This is a genomic window from Streptomyces sp. HUAS TT7 (genome assembly GCF_051550175.1).
Taxonomy (GTDB): domain Bacteria; phylum Actinomycetota; class Actinomycetes; order Streptomycetales; family Streptomycetaceae; genus Streptomyces.
The window spans coordinates 7,631,821-7,650,211 of record NZ_CP196175.1; the positions used below are offsets into that span (position 1 = coordinate 7,631,821).

16 protein-coding genes are annotated in these 18,391 nt (G+C 72.5%); 11 read left to right on the forward strand and 5 right to left on the reverse strand.

Annotated elements, in window-relative coordinates:
- Positions 1-5 precede the first annotated feature (5 nt).
- Positions 6-881, forward strand: coding sequence for a C40 family peptidase (locus ACSHXC_RS34525; protein WP_438295282.1), 876 nt, complete (start codon positions 6-8; stop codon positions 879-881).
- A gap of 44 nt (positions 882-925) precedes the next feature.
- Positions 926-1,303, forward strand: a complete 378-nt coding sequence (locus tag ACSHXC_RS34530) for a hypothetical protein (protein WP_438295283.1) — start codon at positions 926-928, stop codon at positions 1,301-1,303.
- A gap of 116 nt (positions 1,304-1,419) precedes the next feature.
- Here the strand turns inward: ACSHXC_RS34530 and ACSHXC_RS34535 are convergent, their stop codons facing one another.
- The gene (locus ACSHXC_RS34535) at positions 1,420-2,412 is read right to left on the reverse strand and encodes a trypsin-like serine peptidase (protein WP_438295284.1); all 993 of its coding nucleotides are present in this window, start codon (positions 2,410-2,412) and stop codon (positions 1,420-1,422) included.
- A 168-nt stretch (positions 2,413-2,580) separates the two neighbouring features.
- Between ACSHXC_RS34535 and ACSHXC_RS34540 the strand changes: the two genes are divergently transcribed.
- Positions 2,581-3,630, forward strand: coding sequence for a PHP domain-containing protein (locus ACSHXC_RS34540; protein ID WP_438295285.1), 1,050 nt, complete (start codon positions 2,581-2,583; stop codon positions 3,628-3,630).
- 134 nt (positions 3,631-3,764) lie between these two features.
- On the opposite strand, the gene ACSHXC_RS34545 is transcribed toward ACSHXC_RS34540, so the two are convergent.
- Together ACSHXC_RS34545 and ACSHXC_RS34550 are read right to left on the reverse strand one after the other, a co-directional pair.
- Complete coding sequence (locus tag ACSHXC_RS34545; RefSeq protein ID WP_438295286.1) at positions 3,765-4,001, reverse strand: hypothetical protein; 237 nt, start codon at positions 3,999-4,001, stop codon at positions 3,765-3,767.
- Positions 4,002-4,019: 18 nt separating this feature from the next.
- On the reverse strand, positions 4,020-5,177 hold the full coding sequence (locus tag ACSHXC_RS34550; protein ID WP_438295287.1) for a serine hydrolase domain-containing protein: 1,158 nt from the start codon (positions 5,175-5,177) through the stop codon (positions 4,020-4,022).
- Between the two features lie 241 nt (positions 5,178-5,418).
- Between ACSHXC_RS34550 and ACSHXC_RS34555 the strand changes: the two genes are divergently transcribed.
- The 3 genes from ACSHXC_RS34555 to ACSHXC_RS34565 all read left to right on the forward strand — a co-directional run bounded on the left by ACSHXC_RS34555 (position 5,419) and on the right by ACSHXC_RS34565 (position 7,324).
- Entirely contained in the window at positions 5,419-5,604 is a 186-nt protein-coding gene (locus ACSHXC_RS34555) for a DUF1059 domain-containing protein (protein WP_399488688.1), read from the forward strand.
- A 417-nt stretch (positions 5,605-6,021) separates the two neighbouring features.
- Positions 6,022-6,465 (forward strand): lamin tail domain-containing protein, encoded by a 444-nt coding sequence (locus tag ACSHXC_RS34560; protein ID WP_438295288.1) that lies wholly within the window; start codon positions 6,022-6,024, stop codon positions 6,463-6,465.
- Between the two features lie 145 nt (positions 6,466-6,610).
- Complete coding sequence (locus ACSHXC_RS34565) at positions 6,611-7,324, forward strand: ribonuclease H family protein (RefSeq protein ID WP_438295289.1); 714 nt, start codon at positions 6,611-6,613, stop codon at positions 7,322-7,324.
- A 72-nt stretch (positions 7,325-7,396) separates the two neighbouring features.
- Here the strand turns inward: ACSHXC_RS34565 and ACSHXC_RS34570 are convergent, their stop codons facing one another.
- Together ACSHXC_RS34570 and ACSHXC_RS34575 are read right to left on the reverse strand one after the other, a co-directional pair.
- Complete coding sequence (locus ACSHXC_RS34570) at positions 7,397-8,020, reverse strand: hypothetical protein (RefSeq protein ID WP_438295290.1); 624 nt, start codon at positions 8,018-8,020, stop codon at positions 7,397-7,399.
- 231 nt (positions 8,021-8,251) lie between these two features.
- Entirely contained in the window at positions 8,252-9,385 is a 1,134-nt protein-coding gene (locus tag ACSHXC_RS34575; protein ID WP_438295291.1) for a glutamate--cysteine ligase, read from the reverse strand.
- Between the two features lie 327 nt (positions 9,386-9,712).
- Here ACSHXC_RS34575 and ACSHXC_RS34580 point away from each other — a divergent pair, with 327 nt between their 5' ends.
- From ACSHXC_RS34580 to ACSHXC_RS34600, 5 genes are all read left to right on the forward strand, one after another.
- On the forward strand, positions 9,713-10,144 hold the full coding sequence (locus ACSHXC_RS34580) for a DUF6299 family protein (protein ID WP_438295292.1): 432 nt from the start codon (positions 9,713-9,715) through the stop codon (positions 10,142-10,144).
- A gap of 352 nt (positions 10,145-10,496) precedes the next feature.
- Positions 10,497-11,774 carry an MFS transporter gene (locus ACSHXC_RS34585; protein WP_438295293.1) on the forward strand — a complete coding sequence of 426 codons (1,278 nt, stop codon included), beginning with the start codon at positions 10,497-10,499 and terminating at the stop codon, positions 11,772-11,774.
- Positions 11,775-11,859: 85 nt separating this feature from the next.
- Positions 11,860-13,152, forward strand: coding sequence for a non-ribosomal peptide synthetase (locus tag ACSHXC_RS34590; protein WP_438295294.1), 1,293 nt, complete (start codon positions 11,860-11,862; stop codon positions 13,150-13,152).
- A 179-nt stretch (positions 13,153-13,331) separates the two neighbouring features.
- On the forward strand, positions 13,332-16,508 hold the full coding sequence (locus tag ACSHXC_RS34595; protein ID WP_438295295.1) for a non-ribosomal peptide synthetase: 3,177 nt from the start codon (positions 13,332-13,334) through the stop codon (positions 16,506-16,508).
- Positions 16,508-18,391, forward strand: a complete 1,884-nt coding sequence (locus tag ACSHXC_RS34600; RefSeq protein ID WP_438295296.1) for an amino acid adenylation domain-containing protein — start codon at positions 16,508-16,510, stop codon at positions 18,389-18,391. Before ACSHXC_RS34595 ends, ACSHXC_RS34600 begins: the two co-directional genes overlap by 1 nt.

Genomic DNA, 18,391 nt, shown 5'->3' on the forward strand with positions numbered 1-18,391 from the left:
CGGACATGCACCATACGCTGGTCAGAGCGCGGCGGACTCTCGTCGCCGCGGGCATCGTGGCGGCCTTCGCCATCGTGCCGACCGCCCAACTCTCGGCAGCAGCACCCCAGTTGAAGCAGGCTGCCGCAGCCGCCGGAGGCTGCGACGTGCTCGCTCCCGGCGCCTCCGCCGCTGCCGAGGCGGCGGTCCGGGCGGCCTGCTCCCAGCTCGGCATCTGGTACACGTGGGGCGGCGGCCACGGGCCGCAGCCCGGCGCCACCTACGGGCAGGTCGACCCCACGGACCCGGCCAGCAACCACGACCCGGAGCGGCTCGGCTTCGACTGCTCGGGCCTGGTCCGCTACGCCTACGCCCAGGCGACCGGGCAGGACATCCTGGCCGGCAACTCCAACAGCCAGTACCACTCCTCGCACGCCACCGCCCGCTTCAGTGCGGCGCAGGGCACCGGGCCGCTGCTGCCCGGCGATCTGATGGCCTGGGGCGGCGACAACTCCATCCACCACATCGCCGTCTACCTCGGCGCGGGCAAGATGGTCGAGGCCCGCCAGTCCGGCACCCATGTGATGGTCAGCGACGTACGGCTCGGCGGCGACTACAACGGCGCTGTGCGCATCGGCGCGGGCCCGGGACAGAACGGCACCTTCTCCACGTGGGGCACCGACGTGTGGACGCACGCCGGACCGTCCACGACGAGCGCCCGGGTCAACAAGTTCACGGGCCCGACCCGTGTGAAGGTCGGCTGCCAGAAGCACGCCCAGCTCGTCGAGGCCGAGGGCTACCGCAACGACGCCTGGTCCTACCTGCCCGACTACAAGGCATGGATCACCAACATCTACATCCAGGGATCCGCCTGGCTCGACGGCGTCCCCACCTGCGCCTGAACAGCCCGGCCCACCACAGGCACCACACCCGCAAGGAGTTCACCGTGAACGTACGCAAGAAGACCGCCCTGTTCCTCTCCGCCACCGCACTGACCGCCGGCCTCACCGCGACCGGGCTGCCGGCCGCCGTCGCCGCACCCGCCAAGCCCGCCGCCGAGTGCGGGGTCCGCTCCGACGGCCGGCTGTACTGCGGCAACGCGGTCGGCGCGAAGGGCTACGCCGACCGCTCCTACCGCTCGGCCACCCGCGGCACCCTGGACACCGGGTTCAACTGGTTCGTGTGCTGGGGCCACGGCGACCCGCACCAGGGCGGCAACGACATCTGGTACTGGACGCAGCTCGACAACGGCGCCTGGGGCAACGTCCCGGCCGTCAGCGTGAGGACCGGCCAGGACCCCGCTCCCGGCCTGCGCGAGTGCTGATCGCGGCACCGCTCTGATGCCCCGGGCCGCCCGTCGAATCCCCCGACGGGCGGCCCGGCCAACTTGATGTGAGGTAAAGGAAGTTGATGGTGTGTCAGGGGATGCCGTGTGGCCGGTCACGGGAAGAGCAGTGAATCCCGCGGCCCGATCCCCTGTGCTGTCGCGAACAGCGAGCCAAGGCCCGCGTCGAAGCGGGCGGTGTACGAGACGTCGTCCTCGAAGCCGCCGCCCCGCTCCGCGCCGCCGAGCACCCCGATCACCGTGCTCTCGCCGTGCGGCGCCGAGACCACCCACGGGCTGCCGGACACCCCGGTCGAGAAGCCCGTGCACCGGGCCTGCCGGAAGTCGCTGTAGGCGGGCCGTGCGTCCGCCGTGCAGGTGTGCTGGCCCGGCCTGTCGTGCGGATAGCCGATGAGGGTGACCCGGCCGAGGCCCGGGGAGAGCCGCTCCGGGTGCGGAGGCACGCGGAACCCGGAGCCGACCGCCTCCTGGACGCTTCTGCCGCCGACCCGGGCCACCCGCACGAAGGCCCAGTCGTACGGCCAGTTCTCGGCGCCCTCGCGGGCCCCGGCGAACCGCGGGTCCGGCAGCGCGGCGAGGACCGGCCACTCGCCCTGCGGGGTGAGCCCGTCGTGATAGCCGGGCGCGAACGTGGCCCCGTCCAGCGGAAGGCAGTGCGCCGCCGTCACCAGCAGATCGCCGTGCCTGCTGTCCACGACGGCGGCCGTGCAGGTGTGCTGGCCCCCGGGCCACAGGAAGACCCCCACGGCCGGGTACGAGCAGGCCGACCGCAGGTCGTGCGGGGCCGGGCGGAGCTGCTCCGCGGCGCAGGCCGCCGACTGTTCCGGGCGGGCCGGGTGGAACCCCGCACCGTCGACCCCGGTGCCGGCGGGGGCGCCGCCCCGGTAGTGCGCGGCGGCAGCGCCGGGCGGTCCTGCCGGGGTCCCGGCGGGCCGGGCCGAGGAGGCGACGGCGCTGCTCGCCTCGTCGTCCCGGGCCGGGCAGATCGTCAACGTGCAGGTGAGCACCGTGATCAGAACCGCCCCCCGGAGGACGCCGAGCACCGCCCTGAACCGGCCGCCACCGTGCACATTTCTTCTCATAAGCACTCTGGTGAGGCTAGGGCCCGGGCACGGCGACGAGCCGCGCCGACACGACCGCCAACCGGGCACAAAACGTTCGGGTGGCGTCTCAGCCCGCGCCGAGAGCCTGCGAGCGGGCGAGGGCTGAGAGAAGCTGGGAGGGTGGTCGCGGGGCCCCGCCCGCAGGAGGTGTCCATGGATCCCGTGTCGGCGCTGAGGCGGATCGCCTTCCTGCTCGAACGCAGCCAGGGCGCCACCTACCGCGTACAGGCCTTCCGTACCGCCGCCGCGGCGGTCAAGGAGCTGGCGCCGGAGGAGGTCGCGCAGCGCGCGGCGGTGGCCGGAAGCCTGGAGTCGGTCAAGGGGATCGGCCCGAAGACCGCACAGGTGGTGCGCGAGGCACTCGCCGACCAGGTGCCGGGCTACCTCCAGCGCCTGGAGTCGGAACTGGAGGCCGCGGCGCCGCTCGCCGTGGGCGGCGAAGATCTGCGGGCCGCGCTCCGCGGCGACTGCCATATGCACTCCGACTGGTCGGACGGCGGCAGCACCATCGACGACATGGGCCGTACGGCGGCGGAGCTCGGCCATGAATGGGCCGTGCTCACCGACCACTCGCCCCGGCTGACCGTCGCGAACGGACTGACCGCCGAGCGGCTGCGCAGCCAGCTGGAGGTGGTGGCCGAACTCAACGAGCGCTGGGCGCCGTTCAGGCTCCTCACCGGCATCGAGTGCGACATCCTCGACGACGGCTCCCTCGACCAGGAGGACGAACTGCTCGACCGGCTCGACGTCGTGGTCGTCTCCGTCCACTCCAAGCTCCGCATGGACGCCGCCGCGATGACCCGGCGCATGGTGGCGGCCGTCAGCAACCCCCTGGCCGATGTGCTGGGGCACTGCACCGGACGTCTGGTCACCGGGCGCGGGCGGCCCGAGTCCGAGTTCGACGCGGACGCGGTCTTCGCCGCCTGCGCCGAGAGCGGCACCGCCGTGGAGATCAACAGCCGCCCGGAACGGCTGGATCCACCGCGCCGCCTTCTGACCCGGGCCGTCGGCGCGGGCGTCCTGTTCGCCATCGACACCGACTCCCACGCCCCGGGCCAGCTCGACTGGCAGATCTACGGCTGCGCGCGGGCCGAGGAATGCGGCGTGCCGCCGGAGCGGGTCATCACGACCTGGACGATGGAGGATCTGCTGACCTGGACCCGCAGCCGCGAGGTCCCGGCGGGGGTGGCCGACCGGGCCTGAGCAGGAAGTCCCGGGCATCCGGTCGGCCGTCACGCGAGGGAAGACATGCGAGGGCGCGCATGCGGGGCGCGGACCTGCGGAAGCCGGGGCTTCACCCGCGCTGGGTGAAGCCCCGGCTTCCGTGCGGGACGGGGTCAGCCGCGGTCGACCCCGGCGTCGCGCATCGCCTGCTCGATCCGCTCCTGCTCATCGTGGGTCTTCTGCACGCTGGACTCGTCAAGGATCTGGTCCCTGGCTTGTGATGCCTTCGTCTTGGCCTGCTCGGCGGCCTGCCGCGCCTCGTCCTGCAACTTCTCGGCCTTGCCCATGGAGATTCGCTCCTGCGTGTAGGGGTGGGGATCGAACCCATTCACCGTGACATGCACCGTCACCGGGCGCACCCCGAAGCATTACGCAGCGTGATGGTCGGCGGCGTACTGCCAGAAGTCACGCATCAGGGTGACCGGCGTCGGCCCGGTCATCTCCACCTGGCTCAGCAGGATGGTGACCGTGCCGGTGGACGGAACGACGTAGGCCGTGGTGCCGGTGCCGCCGACCCAGCCGTAGCGCCCCGGCACGTTCCACGGCTCGATGGGCTCGATGTCGACCGAGCCGCCGAATCCCCAGCCCTGGCCCTGCAGGAACAACGCGCCGGCGGCGCGCTGGGCGGGGGTCAGATGGTCGGTGGTCATCTGTCGTACGGCTTCGGGAGAAAGCAGCCGGCGTCCCTCCACGGTCCCGCCGCCGAGCAGCAGCCTGGCGAAGGCGTGCAGGTCGTCGACGGTCGAGACGAGTCCGCCCGCGCCGGACGGGAACGCGGGCGGGGTGCTCCACTGCCCGTCGGGGGCGTCGACGAGCTCCAGGCCGCCCTGCGGAAGGGGCCGGTAGCAGGTGGTGAACCGGTCCAGATCGCGGGCCGGCACCGAGAACCCGGTGTCGGTCATGCCGAGCGGTCCGAAGAGGCGCTCCGCCAGGAACTCGGGCAGCGTACGCCCGGAAACCCTGGCGATCAGGACGCCCTGGAGGTCGGAGCAGAGGTTGTACAGCCACGCCTCGCCGGGCTGGTGCAGCATCGGAATGCGGGCGAGCCGCGCGAGCCACTCGTCCGGCGCGGGCACCGACTGCGGGCGCGGGGGCGCCTGGTGGAGCTCGCTGAACAGCGGCGCGACGGCGGGCAGCGAGAAGTCGGAGGGGAAGCCGTATCCGGCGCGGAAGGTCAGCAGATCGGCCACTGTGATCGCCCGCTCGGCGGGGACGACGTCGTCGACGGGGGAGGAGGGCGTGCGGACGACCATGGGCGAGGCCAGCTCCGGCAGCCACCGGGCGATCGGGTCGTCCAGCGCGATCCGGCCGTCGTCGACCAGCATCATGACCGCCGCGGCGGTGACGGGTTTGCCGATCGAGGCGATACGGAAGATCGAGTCCCTGGCCATCGGGGAAGCGCCGCTTGCGTCGAGGGAGCCGGCCACCGCGCACTCCACGCGGTCACCACGGGCCACCAGGCCCACCGCGCCCGGCACCGTGCCGTCGTGGACGTACGTATCGAGGATCTTGCGCAACGCGCTCATGAGCCCACCTTCTGAACATCCGGCTCTCCTGGAGTCCGGTTCTCGAAGTCCGTCGCAAAGGAGACTCCCGCCGGGCCGAGGAATCATCGCGCTCACCACACCTCACTTGGCCACGTGACGCTCATCGCCGTGCGCTGTTCCGTGCACCCCGCGCCACCGCCGATCACACGAAGTAGCCCCGCCGGGCGGGCGAATCGGTGCGATCCTGATATCGGGACATTTCTCCCCGAGGAGGCATCTCATGCGTAAGGTCGCCGACTGTCGGGACTACCCGAGCGAATCGAATTGCAGCCTGACGATTTCCGGGACGGAAGAGGAAGTCGTCCGGGCGGCCGCCGAGCACGCCGCATCGGTGCACGGCCACACGGACTCCCCAGAACTCCGCGAAGAGGTAAGGAAGATGCTGAAGGACGAGGCAACCGTCTAGCGCCCGCCCCGGCAACCCGGACCAGGACCGACCACCGCTGAAGCTCGCTGGGCTCACAACCCAGAGGTCGCAGGTTCACATCCTGTCCCCCGCTGTGAAAATTTCGGTCCCCGGCACCACCCTGTGTGCCGGGGGCCGAAGTGCGTGAGATGGCTGCCCGCGGGTATGTCTGCCCGACCCACCAAACTGTGGAAACCCTGTGAGCCGGGCTCGCCGGGGTGGGTGTGCGCGGGGGCGTATGCGCTGGGCGGACCGAGGGTGTGCCGATGTCCGGGTTCTGTTACGCGGTCAACTACCCGCTTCGACCGGTGCGGATGAGGTCCAGAGTGTGGGTGTCCGGCAGCGAGAAGCGCCGGACATTCGCACCGCCGGACGGTTGTGCAGCACGCTGCCCACCGTCCTGAACTGGGGGTTTTCATGTCCGCACGTTCCATATCCCGGGTCTGCGCCGTCCTCGCCGCCGGGGCCGCGCTGGCCGGCGCCACGGCTCTGCCCGCCACCGCCGCCGCACCGCGCTCGCCGATCGCCTTCGGCACCATCCAGTACGACAGCCCCGGCAAGGACGACGGCTCGCAGCGCAGCCTCAACGCCGAGTGGGTCACCGTCACCAACACCGGCCGCACCTCGGTCAACCTCAAGGGGTGGACACTCAGCGACCGCAGCCACCACGTGTACACCTTCGGGGGCTTCGCCCTGGGCGGCCACACCTCCGTACGCGTGCACACCGGGATCGGCCGCAACACCCGTACCGACGTGTACCAGAACCGTCGCGCCTATGTGTGGAACAACGCGGGGGACACCGCCACGCTGCGCGACAACCGCAACCACATCGTCGCCACCAAGTCCTGGGGCCGTCACTGATCCCGTCATGCACCAACCGGTCCGCGCATAGCGGAGGTTGATGATGGCCGGCACCTCGGGAGGGGAGTGCCGGCCTCGTCATTCGTCGAGGGCCTTCGGTGTGGACGATTTCTGGTGTGGGGGAGGGCGGTGGGATGATGGCGCGATGTCTGATCGTGTTGTTGTTGCCGCTTGTGATGGGGCGTCGAAGGGCAATCCCGGTCCTGCCGGATGGGCCTGGGTGATCGCGGATGCCGAGGGGCGGCCGGAGCGTTGGGGCGCGGGTCCGCTCGGCACCGCCACCAACAACGTCGGCGAGCTCACCGCCCTGGAGCGACTCCTCGAAGCAGTCGAACCCGGCACCCCCATGCAGGTGCGCATGGACTCCCAGTACGCCATGAAGGCGGTCACACAGTGGCTGCCCGGCTGGAAGCGCAACGGGTGGAAGACCGCGGCGGGCAAGCCGGTCGCCAACCGTGAGCTCGTCGAGCGCATCGACGAGTTGCTGACCGAACGGGACGTGGAGTTCGTATATGTGCCCGCCCACCAGGTGGGCGGAGACCCGCTGAACGCCATCGCCGACCAGGCCGCCAGCGACGCGGCCGCCACCCAGCGCGCCGCCGGCACGGCCCACGGCGACCAGGAGATGCCGGTGCCCGCACCGGCTCGCACCGGCACGACGCGGGCCAGGCCCGCCACCGCCCGGAAGGCACCCTCCGCGGCCAAGTCGGCCGCCTCGGGAGCCGGTTCGGGCAAGCCGCGGACCATCAAGGCGAAGTTCCCCGGACGCTGCCCGTGCGGGCAGCCCTATGCCGCGGGCACTCCCATCATGAAGCGCGAGCAGGGCTGGGGCCACCCGGACTGCAGCCCTGTGGTGTGAGGCACGGGGCTGCCATGTCACCTGTCCGGTCGGTGACCGCACGGTGCCGGACGAGCCGGCACCGTGCGCCGGTCAGTCGGTGGCCACGGGGGTGACGGTGTCCTCCCCCTTCTTGACGTCGCTGTCCGCGGGCTCCGCGGACGTGCTGGTGTCGCCGCCCTCGGGAGCCGTGTAGAAGACGGACCGGTTCTGCCGGGTGCGCTGCGCCTGACCCTTGGCCACGAGGTTTTCGAGGGTGTTGCGCACCACGGTGCCGGCGATGTTGCGGCCCGGGTGAGCGTCGGTGAGACCGGCCGTGATCTCGGCCGCCGAGCGCGGCTCACCGCTCGTGGCGAGGTGGGCCGCGACGAGCTCCCGCAGCGTGGGAGCACCACCGGACGCCTTGGCCTTGGCGGCGGGCCGCGCCTGCTTCTTGGCCGCGCGACCTGCGGACTTGGATGCCGAACGCGCCTGAGGGATGCGCGGGGCGGACGCCCCGGCGGCCTTCTTGGACGCCTTGCCCGGCGCGGGCACGGCGGGGGTGCCGATCGCCTGCTGCATGGAGGAGAGCAGGGCGTGGTTGTTCTCCAGGACGCTCAACTGCTCCTGGAGCGCACTGATCTGGCCGGCGATGTGTTCGCGTTCGGCGACGTTGCTGTCGAGATCGCTCTGGATCTGGGCAGCGTACTGGGACTGGAGCATGGTGCTGTCCGGCACGAGTCGTTCCTCCGGGGGCGTGTGCGTACGTGATTGCTGCCGGATGTTACGCGCCTCCTCTGTGTAGGGGCACCCACTTGACAGTAGATGAGACCGCTCAGGGTGAAGGAAACCCGTGGGCAACCGCTCCGTGGGGCACGCCGAGTGATGTCCCACCCTGAGGATGGGGGCCGCTCCCGCCCCGGCGGGTTGAAGGGGGCGGCCTCCCAACCGGACCACCTGACGAGGGTGTCACTCAGGTGTCGTGTACCGGAGTTCGCGCTCGCCCAGGGTGCGCCGCACACATGCCGCGACCACATGACTCAGGCTTCCGGTATGGGCGAGCAGCTCGCGCTGAATGCGGGCGCCGTTGCCGCGGGCGAGAAGTTCCGCGGTCGCCTTGTGGGCCCACGCGTAATCCCCGGTGTCTTCGAGCGCCTCCCGTACATGGTCGAACAGGGCCCGCGCGACGACGGGTGCGGGGGCCGGTCGCATGGTCAGCGGGTGCAGCAGGTTGTCGTCGAGCCCGGAGCGCGCGGCCCGCCACGCGGCGAGCCGCAGCAGTTGCACCCCGTGACCCAGTGGTGGCCGCCCCTTGCGCCAGTCCCGGGCTGCGGTCTCCACCAGCGCGCGGGCCAGACAGGCCACGAGCAGCGCGGTGGTGGCCTCCAGGCACACATCCGCCACCCGGATCTCCACCGTGGGGTAGCGGTGGGAGAGCCGGGCGTCGAAATAGATCATGCCGCGGTCGTGCACCACACCGCTCGTCACCATGTCGTCGACCTGGGCGTGGTAGCGCTCGGCCGAGCCGAAGACACCTGTCGGCCCGGACATGGGCCACCGGCCCCACACCCTGCTGCGGTAGCTGCTGTAGAGGGTGTCGTTGCCGTGCCAGTACGGCGAGTTCCCGCTCAGTGCGGTCAGGACGGGCAGCCACGGCTGGATCCGGTCCACGACGGCGACGCCCTCGTCGTCCGATGCGACCGACACATGCACGTGGCATCCGCAGGTGAGCTGTTCCTGGGTCGTGAGGCCGAACTGTTCCTCCATCCACCGGTAGCGGCGGCCCGCGTTGACGGCCGGCCGGACGGGCAGGGGAGACGTCGCGAGGGCGGCGACCGCCGCTCCGGCTTCGGCCGCGTGCCGGGCCGCCTCGTGGCGCCAGCGCACGATCTCCGCGCCGAGTTCTTCCATGTCCGTCTGCGGCCGGGTGCCGAACTCCAGCTGCTGACCCTGCAGTTCACGTTCGAAAGTGCCCTCGGCCGGGCCGCCTCCGTCGGCGGCGCACTGGGCAAGCCGGGCCAGCACCTCCGAGGACAGGGCACACGGCTGCCCGCTGCCCGGGTCGACCAGGAGCAGTTCCTCTTCCACGCCTACGGTGCGCAAAATGACGCTCCCATCCTGTCCGGGCGCCCGTCGGGCGGCACGGAAAACGGCCGGGGGCACCAGCATGCACGGCCGGTGCCGCCCCCGGGTGCCGCGAGGGGGCCCTCTTTCGGACACACCCGGAAGGACCGCGCACCGCCGGCCGCAGCGCCGCCAGGGAGGCTCCGCCGTCACCCGGGTCACAGCCGCCCTGCCCGGCCTGACACGCCACCGACCGGGGGGAATCCCCGGCGCCCGGGCGCCCGGGCGGTATTTCTTGGGGCGCGGGCACCACACATGAACGTCGCACACCACGCGAACGTACGTACCGACGTAGGAGATCTGCCGATGCGCGTAAGTCTTGTTGCCGCCGGGGCCGCTGTCGCCGCCGGAGTCCTTCTCTGCGCCGCCTCCGGCCCGGCCGGAGCCGCCACCTCGGGCAGCGTGAGCGCCGATCCGACCGGGACGGTCTCCAGTGACGGCACCGTCATCCTCTCGGGCACCTACCGGTGCTCCGCCCCGGGACCCGGCCCGATCTTCGTGGCGAGTTCGGTGCGCAGCGGCGGCGTACAGCACGGCATCGGCGGCACGGCCGCGAGGTGCGACGGCGCCGAACACACCTGGGTCAACCGCGAGACGCCGCACGGGACGCCGGTGAAGCCCGGGCCGGCCGACATCGAGGCGACCCTGGTGCAGTTGAACACCCGCAGCGGCCTGCCGCTGCCCGTCATCCTCGCCACCGACTGGCACGGCATCGACCTGCGCCCCGCCAAGGACTGACGAAGCGCCCATGGCGTTCCGGCACCCCCTGACGTCTGAAATCGCTTCTGGTTGCCTCCGCAAGTGTGCGGGCGGTGAGTTTCGGACATACCCGCATTCATGGGGTGCGGGGGTGCACTGTCCCTTCAAATCCCTCGTCCAAGGGCGGGAAAAGACCTCTGCCGGCAGGGCCCAACATCTGTAATTCATCCGGCCGTTGCCCTGATCTGGCCGTTGATTTTCTTGATCCACGACCGGAGTGGCGCAAGAAACGACCGAAAGTGTCCTGTTTGTTTTGACTCCTGATCGGCCTGCGGTGAAGGTCTCGTGCATGTCCCCTTCGTCCCGGGCCGCTCCCAGTGGCCTGCTCCGTATGCGCGATTTCCGATTTCTGCTCGCCGGAGCCGCGGCCGGGCAGGTCGGCGCCCAAGTCACCCTGGTGGCACTGCCCCTGGTGGCCGTGCTCGAACTCAAGGCGCCCGCCTTCCAGGTGGGACTGCTCACCGCCGCCGAGACCGCCGCGTTCCTGCTCATCGGACTGCCCGCGGGGGCCTGGGTCGACCGGATGCGCAAGCTGACGCTGATGATCCGCGCCGACGTCGTCCGCTCCCTGGCCATGGCCAGCGTCCCGCTCGCCGCGGTGGCGGACGTGCTGACCATGGCCCAGCTGTACGTCGTCGCCCTGGTCGTGGGCGTCGCGACCGTCTTCTTCGACGTGGCCCACCAGAGCTATCTGCCCCAACTCCTGCCCAGGGAGCACCTGGTGGCGGGCAACGGGGCCCTGGAGACGGTACGTTCCTCGGCGCAGGTGGCCGGGCCCGGGCTCGGCGGCGGGCTCGTCCAGCTCGTCGGGGCACACCTCGCGATCGTGGCCGATGCCATCGGCTACGCCATCTCCGCCCTGTTCCTGCTGGCCATCCGCCGCCCCGAGGCCAAGCCCGAACCCGTCCCCGGCGCATCCCTGCGCAAGGAAGTCGCGGAAGGCCTGCGCTTCGTGCTCGGCCACCCGCTGCTGCGCGTCATCGCGGGCACCACGGCGCTCGGCAACTTCTTCACCGCGATGCTCATGGCCACCCAGACCATCTTCCTGGTCCGGGTCCTCGACCTGCCTCCGGCCGCGATCGGCGTGATGCTCTCGGCATCGGCCGTGGGCGGACTCGCCGGAGCGCTCTGCGCGGGCCGCCTTGCCGGACGCTTCGGCCAGGCCCGCATCATCTGGCTCTCCGCCCTGGCCACCGGCCCGTTCGCGCTGCTGTGGCCGCTGTCCGGCAAGGGCCTGGCCGCCGCGCTCTTCGCGGTCGCCTCCGGCGTGGTCTTCTTCGGCGCCGTGGTCTACAACGTCGCGCAGGTGAGCTTCCGGCAAACCCTGTGCCCCCCACGCCTGTTGGGGCGTATGAACGCCACCCTGCGCTTCATGATGTGGGGCACCCTGCCGCTCGGCGCGCTCGCCGGCGGCACCGTCGCGGACGCGTCCGGCGCGCGCACCGCGCTGTGGATCTGCGCGGTCGGCTTCCTCGTCGTCCCGCTGCCGCTGCTGCTCTCCCCACTGCGCCGGATGCGCGACCTCCCCGAGACCGCGCACCCCGAAACCGGGGACGACGACCGGCAGGACGCGGCGCCGGGCCACGACGAGAGCGTCCCCGTCGCCTGACACCCCGGCAACTCCCCTTGACTGCACGTCAGTTCAAGACCGCCGGTCCCCGCCCCGAGAGTTCCCAACCCCGAGAGAGGATCACGTGCTCCCCAGCATCACGGGCCAGTATCTGGCCCGCTACCAGCGCCTCGGCGCAGGTGACCCGGCGGCCGGACTGCTGCCCGTCACCGGGGCCCAGCGGCGCTTCCTGCTCGTGCGCTCCCTGGATCCCGCGGGCCGCGCCGACATCGTCCCGATGTTCTTCGCCTTCCCGCGCGGCACCGTCGATGCGGCACGGCTGCGCGCCGCCGCGAACCGTCTGGCCGCCCGCCACCCCGTACTCCGCTCCCGGCCGTGCGTCGTACGCGGCACACCCGCACTGCGGCCCGAACCGGCCGACGTACCGCTGGAGCACGTCGCGCGCGCACCCGGCGAGGACGCCGAGGACGCGCTGCGCCGGACGCTTGCCGGCTGGCCCGCCGACGGCCCGCCGCTGCGGCTGTTCCTCGCCCACGGCGGCCCGCACGGCGAGGAGGAGCTCCTCGCCGTCGTCGTGGACCACACCGCCTGCGACGGCCAGTCGCTCGCCCGCATCGTCGAGGAACTCGGCGACGCCTACCGCGACCGCCTCGGCCCCGACGACCTGTCGCCCGACGAGGTGGCCGCCGAACTCGCCGCCTACCGGGACGCCGTCCTGCGCCAGCTCGATGCCGAGGACCGCGCCGCATCGCCCCGCGCGCTCACGTACTGGGGAGAACGGCTGCATGCCGTCCGCGAGCAGGCCCCGCTGCCCGGCACGCGGCCCATATCCGCCGAACTACCCACCGGCGCCGTCGAGTCGAGGCTCCCGTCGCCCGCCGGAGGCGTCCCCTTCCCGGCGCTGCTGGATGCCTGCCGGGAGGCGGCCGGAGCCCTCTTCGGGACGGGGCCCGTGGCGCCCGTCGGCTACCCGTGGGGCGGCCGCCCGGCCGGCGCCGAGCCCGTCCTCGGCTGCTTCCTCAACACCGTGGTCTTCCCGGCCGACACGGGCGGCGCCACGGCGCCGGAGGTGACCGCCACCGACTGGTGGGACGACCTCGACCGCGCCGACACCCCCTTCGACGAGGTCGTGCGGGCGGCCCGGGCGGGCGGATCCGCCTGGTCCGGCCGGCTCGACGGCCTGCTCACCGTGGACGACGCCCGCAACCGGACCCCGCTGAGGCTCGGCGGGACGGCGGGCCGCGAGGTGCACATCGGCGGCCGGCAGGTCCGCGCCCCCTTCGCCGTCTCCGCCACCCAGGGACCCGAACTCCACCTCCGCATGGTGTGGGACCGCTCGGTCCTCGACGACGCCGCGGCCGAAGACGCCTTCGCGGCCCTGTGCGGAGCACTCCCCGCCGAGGCCCCGGCCCACTGAGCCCGGCCCGGCCCGTCTCCCGCGCGGACACCGTCGTACGACCGCGTACCTCCTGAACCTCCCTCCTGAACCTCCAGCATCCGGCCGCGCCGCGCGATCCGCGGACCGGCCGGCGCGCCGCCGCGCGGGCGCACGAACGCGCCCCGCGCCACCCGACCCGACAACCCAAGGGATCGCCCATGCTCCCCCTCTCCTCCTCGCAGGAGATCGTCTGGCTGCACGAAGAAGTGCAGCCGGGCAGCCGCGCCTACAACTTCACCGCCTCCCTCGACCTGTGGGGCGCCCTCGACGTCGAGGCCCTGCGCAGCGGCCTCGCCGCCACGCTCGCCCGCCACCCCGGGCTGCGGCTCGAACTCGTCCCCGTGGCCGGCGCGATGCCCAGCCAGCAGGTGGCCGACGTCTGCCTGCCGCGGCTGCGCACCGTGGACGTCACCTGGGAGGCCGACCCCGAGGCCGCCTTCGACAAGCTCCTTCGCATCGAGGCGGAGACCCCCCTCGACACCACACAGGCGCCCCTGTTGCGCTGGACCCTGGTCAAGCTCGCCGAGGACCAGCACCGGCTCATCCACGTGGAACACCACCTGATCCACGACGGGCACTCGTTCGCGATCCTCCTGGGCGACGTCTTCACCGTCTACCGGGCCCACGTCAAGGGCGAGACGGTCGAGTTGGGGACCCCCAGCTCGTACGCCGACCATGTGCGCGCCCGCGCCGACGACGTACGGGCGAAGGAGCTGAGCGCGAGCCTGGAGTACTGGTCCGACACGCTGCGCGACGCCTCGTTCGACATGCCGCTGCCGGGTCTCACCAAGCCCGGCGCGCGGCGCCGCCACCACGGCGGCCAGCTGCGCCAGTCGATCGGCGCGGACCTCGCCGAGCGGCTGCGCGCCCACACCCGCGAGCGCGGACTGACCCCGTTCGCCACCCTGCTAGGCCTGTTCGCCGAACTGTTGCGGCGCCACAGCGGACGCAGCCACATGGTGGTGGGAACCGCTGTGGGCAACCGGCCGCGCGGCTTCGAGGACGCCGTCGGCATGTTCGTCAACACCATCCCGCTGCGGCTGAACCTGGACGCGGGCGCACCGGCCGAGGACGCCATGGACGAGGTGACCGACACCCTCATCCGCGCGCTCCCGCACCAGGAGGTGCCGGTCCAGGAACTCACCCGCGCGCTCGGCCTGCACACCTCGGGCGCAGACAACCCGCTGTTCAGCGTCATGTTCAGCGCCCACGACGCGGCCCTGCCCGAAATCGACGTGCCCGGCCTCGACATCACCCTGTTCGAGGGATTCAACACCGGCACCACCCGCTTCGACCTCGATGTGGTGCTGCTCCCCGACGACCGGCGCGGCGTCAGCCCGCGCCACGGCGCGGCCGGCATGACCCTCGTCTGGGACTACGACGCCGACCTGTTCGGCGAGGACGTGGCGAAGCTGCTCGCCGAGCGCTTCCTCGACCTGCTGCGCGCCTACCTCGACGCACCCGCCACCGCCCTCGCCGACCTCGCACTGCCCTCAACTCGCTTGGAATCAGCGCCTGTTGCTGCCGTGGCGCCGGACCGCGACCCGCTCGACCCGGCCGCCGGCCAGGACCCGTCCCTGCCCGCCCTCCTCATCGGCGCCCGCCGCCTCACGTACGGGGACCTCGACGCGCAGGTCACCGCCCTCGCCGAGCGGATGCTGGCGGCCGGAGTAACGGCTGGCCAGCCCGTCGCCGCGGTGCTGCCCCGCGGCGCCGACTCCGTCGTGACGCTGCTCGCCTGCCTGCGCACCGGCGCGGTGTACTGCCCGCTGTCGCCGTCCGACCCCGCCGCCCGCCTCAAGCTGCTGCTCGAACGACTCGGCCCGGCGCTCGTCCTCACCGCCAAGAACAGCCCCGTACGCATCCCCGACGGCCTGCCCAGCGCCGAAGTCGATGCCGTGACCCTTCCGCCCGCCCGTGCGGCGCAGGCCGTGCCGAACGCGGCGTACATCATCCACACCTCCGGCTCCACCGGCATCCCCAAGCCCGTCGCCGTCGGGCGGGACGCGCTGGTCAACCATCTGACCGGCGCGGCCGAGCGGTTCGCTCTGGCGGCCGGCGACCGGGTGCTCCTGTTCGCCCAGCCGTCCTTCGACGTCGCCCTCGAAGAGGTGCTGCCCTCGCTGTACGCGGGCGCCTGCCTGGTCGTACCCGAGCAGGACGTGCCGACCGGAACCGAGCTCGCGGAGCTGCTCTCCGCCGCCCGGGTCACCGTGGCCAACCTGCCCACCAGCTACTTCCTCGCCACCCGCGAAGACCTGCTGCCGGTCCTCCAGGCAGGCCGCTGGACGCCGCGCTTGCTCGTCCTCGGCGGCGAACGCATCCCGGCCGACGTGATGCGCACCTTCTTCGACGCCATCGGCACCGAGCTCTCCGTGCTCAACGTGTACGGCGTGACCGAAGCCGCGATCAGTTCCACCGTCCACGAGATCACCCGGGACAGCCTCGTCGAAGGCGCCGAGATCCCGCTCGGCACCGAGCTGCCCGGCGAGCGGATCCACGTCCTGGACGAGGGCCTGCGACCGCTGCCCGCCGGCGCCGTCGGCGAACTCGCCATCGCCGGGGCCGGGCTGGCCGAGGGCTACGTCGGCAACCCGCAGGCCACCACGGCCCGCTTCGTCACCGTCGAGGCCCTCGGCGGCGAACGCGTCTACCTCACCGGAGACCTCGGCTACCGCGGCCAGGACGGACTCCTTCGCTTCCTGGGCCGCCGCGACAACCAGATCAAACTGCGCGGCTACCGCATCGAACTCGAAGAGGTCGAGGCAGCCGCCTCCGCCGCGCTCGGCGGCCGGTCCTGCGCCGTCGTCCTCGACAAGGAATCCAGTGGCGGCCCCCGCCTGGTCGCGTTCCGCGAACGCGCCGACGAGGCCGAGGAGTGGGACGAGCAGGCGCTGCACGCCGAGCTCAGCACCCGCCTCCCCGGCGCGCTCGTGCCCGGCCGCTGGGTGCTCCTCGACACCATGCCGACGCTCGCCGGAGGCAAGCCGAACCGGGTGGCCCTGGCCCGCATCGCCGCCGAACCGGCCCCGGCCGCACCCGTCGAGGAAGCCGCCCCGATGACGGACCCGGCGCTGTCGGACGACCCGGCCGTCGTGCTGCTCGCGGAGGGCTGGCGCGAGGTGCTCGGGCACGACCGCTTCGAGGAGAGCTCGCACTTCTTCCGCATCGGCGGCCACTCGCTGCTCGCCGCGCAGCTGGCGGCCTGGCTGGAACCGCACCTGGGCGAGCGTCCCTCGCTGCGTCTGCTCTTCCAGCACCCGGTCCTCGCCGACCAGGCCCGCGCCCTCGCCGAGACCGCCACCCCCGCCCTCACCACGCCGAAGGAGTCGTGATGACCGAGCAGTTGATGAATCGTCAGGAATCGGACCGTACGAACGCCACCCTGAGCGTGCTGCACGGCGCGCCCCTTCTCGGGTCCACAGAGTCCGGGGTGTTGTCGCGCTACGAGGAGTGGGTGCGCCGCTCCCCAGGGGCCCCCGCGGTGATCGACGGGGAGTGCAGGTGGACCTACGCGCAGGTCGACGAGGCGGCCGAGGCGGTCGCGAAGACCCTGGCCGGCCGGGTCCGGCCCGGCGACCTCGTGGGGGTCTGCCTGGACCGCTCCGCGGCCCTGGTGATCACCGCGGTCGCGCTTGCCCGGATCGGCGCGGTCTACCTGCCGCTCGGCCCGCGCCCGGGCGAGCGCCGCATCGCCGCGGTCACCGAGGACACAGGCGTCGTCTGCCTCATCGGGGATCCAGAGATTCTGGCGAAGCGTCAGGGAGCCGTCGAACACGTCGAGTTGCCGCTGTCGGGCGAAGGCGCCAACGCCGCCTCCTCGGTCGTGGCCGCCTTCGGCCCGGTCGCACCGGATGCCCGGACCGCGCCCCCCGAGGCCCTGTACGCCGTGCTCACCTCCGGCTCCACCGGCCGCCCCAAGGCTGTCGCCGTCGCCGAACCCGCCCTTGCCGCGCTCCTGGACTGGTACCGCGCCGAGACCGGGCTCGCCCCCGGCGACCGCCAGTCCCTGCTGATCGGCGTCGCCTTCGACCCGCACCTCCTCGAACTGTGGGGCGGCCTCACCTCCGGCGCGGCCCTCATACCCGCGCCCGACGACGTCCGCTGGGACCCGGCCGCGCTCACCGACTGGTGGCGCGAGGCCGAGGTCACGGTCGCCGTGTCGGCCACCCCCATGATCGAACCCCTCCTGGACCGGCCCTGGCCACAGGATCTGAAGCTCCGTCACCTCATGGTCGGCGGCGACCGGATGCGCCGCCGACCCGGCCCCGACGTGACCGCCACCCTCCACAACGCCTACGGCCCGGCCGAGGCCACCGTCATCACCACCACCCACGCCATGCGGGCCGACGACCCGGACGTGCACTCCGCCGCCGCCCCTCCCATCGGCACCCCGATCGCGGGCGCCACCGTGGCCGTCACCGACGCCGACGGCACCGTCCTGGCCCGCGGCGAGGACGGCGAACTGCGCATCGGCGGCACCTGCCTGGCCCTCGGCTACCTCGACCCGGAGCTGACCGCGCGCCGCTTCACCGCCCCGCTGCCGGAGCTGCCGGGCGTGGACCGCATGTACCGCACCGGCGACCGGGTGCGCATGCTCGACGACGGCCGGCTCGTCTTCCTCGGCCGCCTCGACGACCAGGTCAAGATCAGCGGAGTGCGCATCGAACCGGCCGAGGTCGAGGCCGCCTTCGAGCACGACGCGGCCGTCCGCAGCGCCGTCGTCACCACGCCCCGCGACACCGAGGGCCGCGCCCGGCTCGTGGCGTACATCCTGCCCGCCCCCGGCGCCGCGCCCGCCGCCGACGAAATACTCGCCGGCGTACGCGCCTGGCTGCCCGAGCAGGCGGTGCCCTCGACGGTGCGCATCGTGGACGCCTTCCCGCTGGACGCCAACGGCAAGGTGGACCGGCCGGCTCTCCTCAAGCACGCCGAAGAGGCACCCGCGGCCGCCGCGACCGACGCCGCCCTGCCGGACGGCGCGACCGCCGACGAGCGGCTCGTCCTCGCCTCGGTGCGCGACCTGCTCGGCCGCCCCGAGACCACCCTGGAGGAGAACTTCACCGACGCCGGAGGCACCTCCCTGCTCGCCGCCCGCCTCCTCGAAGCCCTGGAGAAGGCGACCCACGTACGGCTCCGCGCACCGGAGTTGCTGCGCCAGCCCGACCTCCGGGCCATCGCCGCCGTCATCGACAAGCGCCGCAGGGCGAGGTCCTGA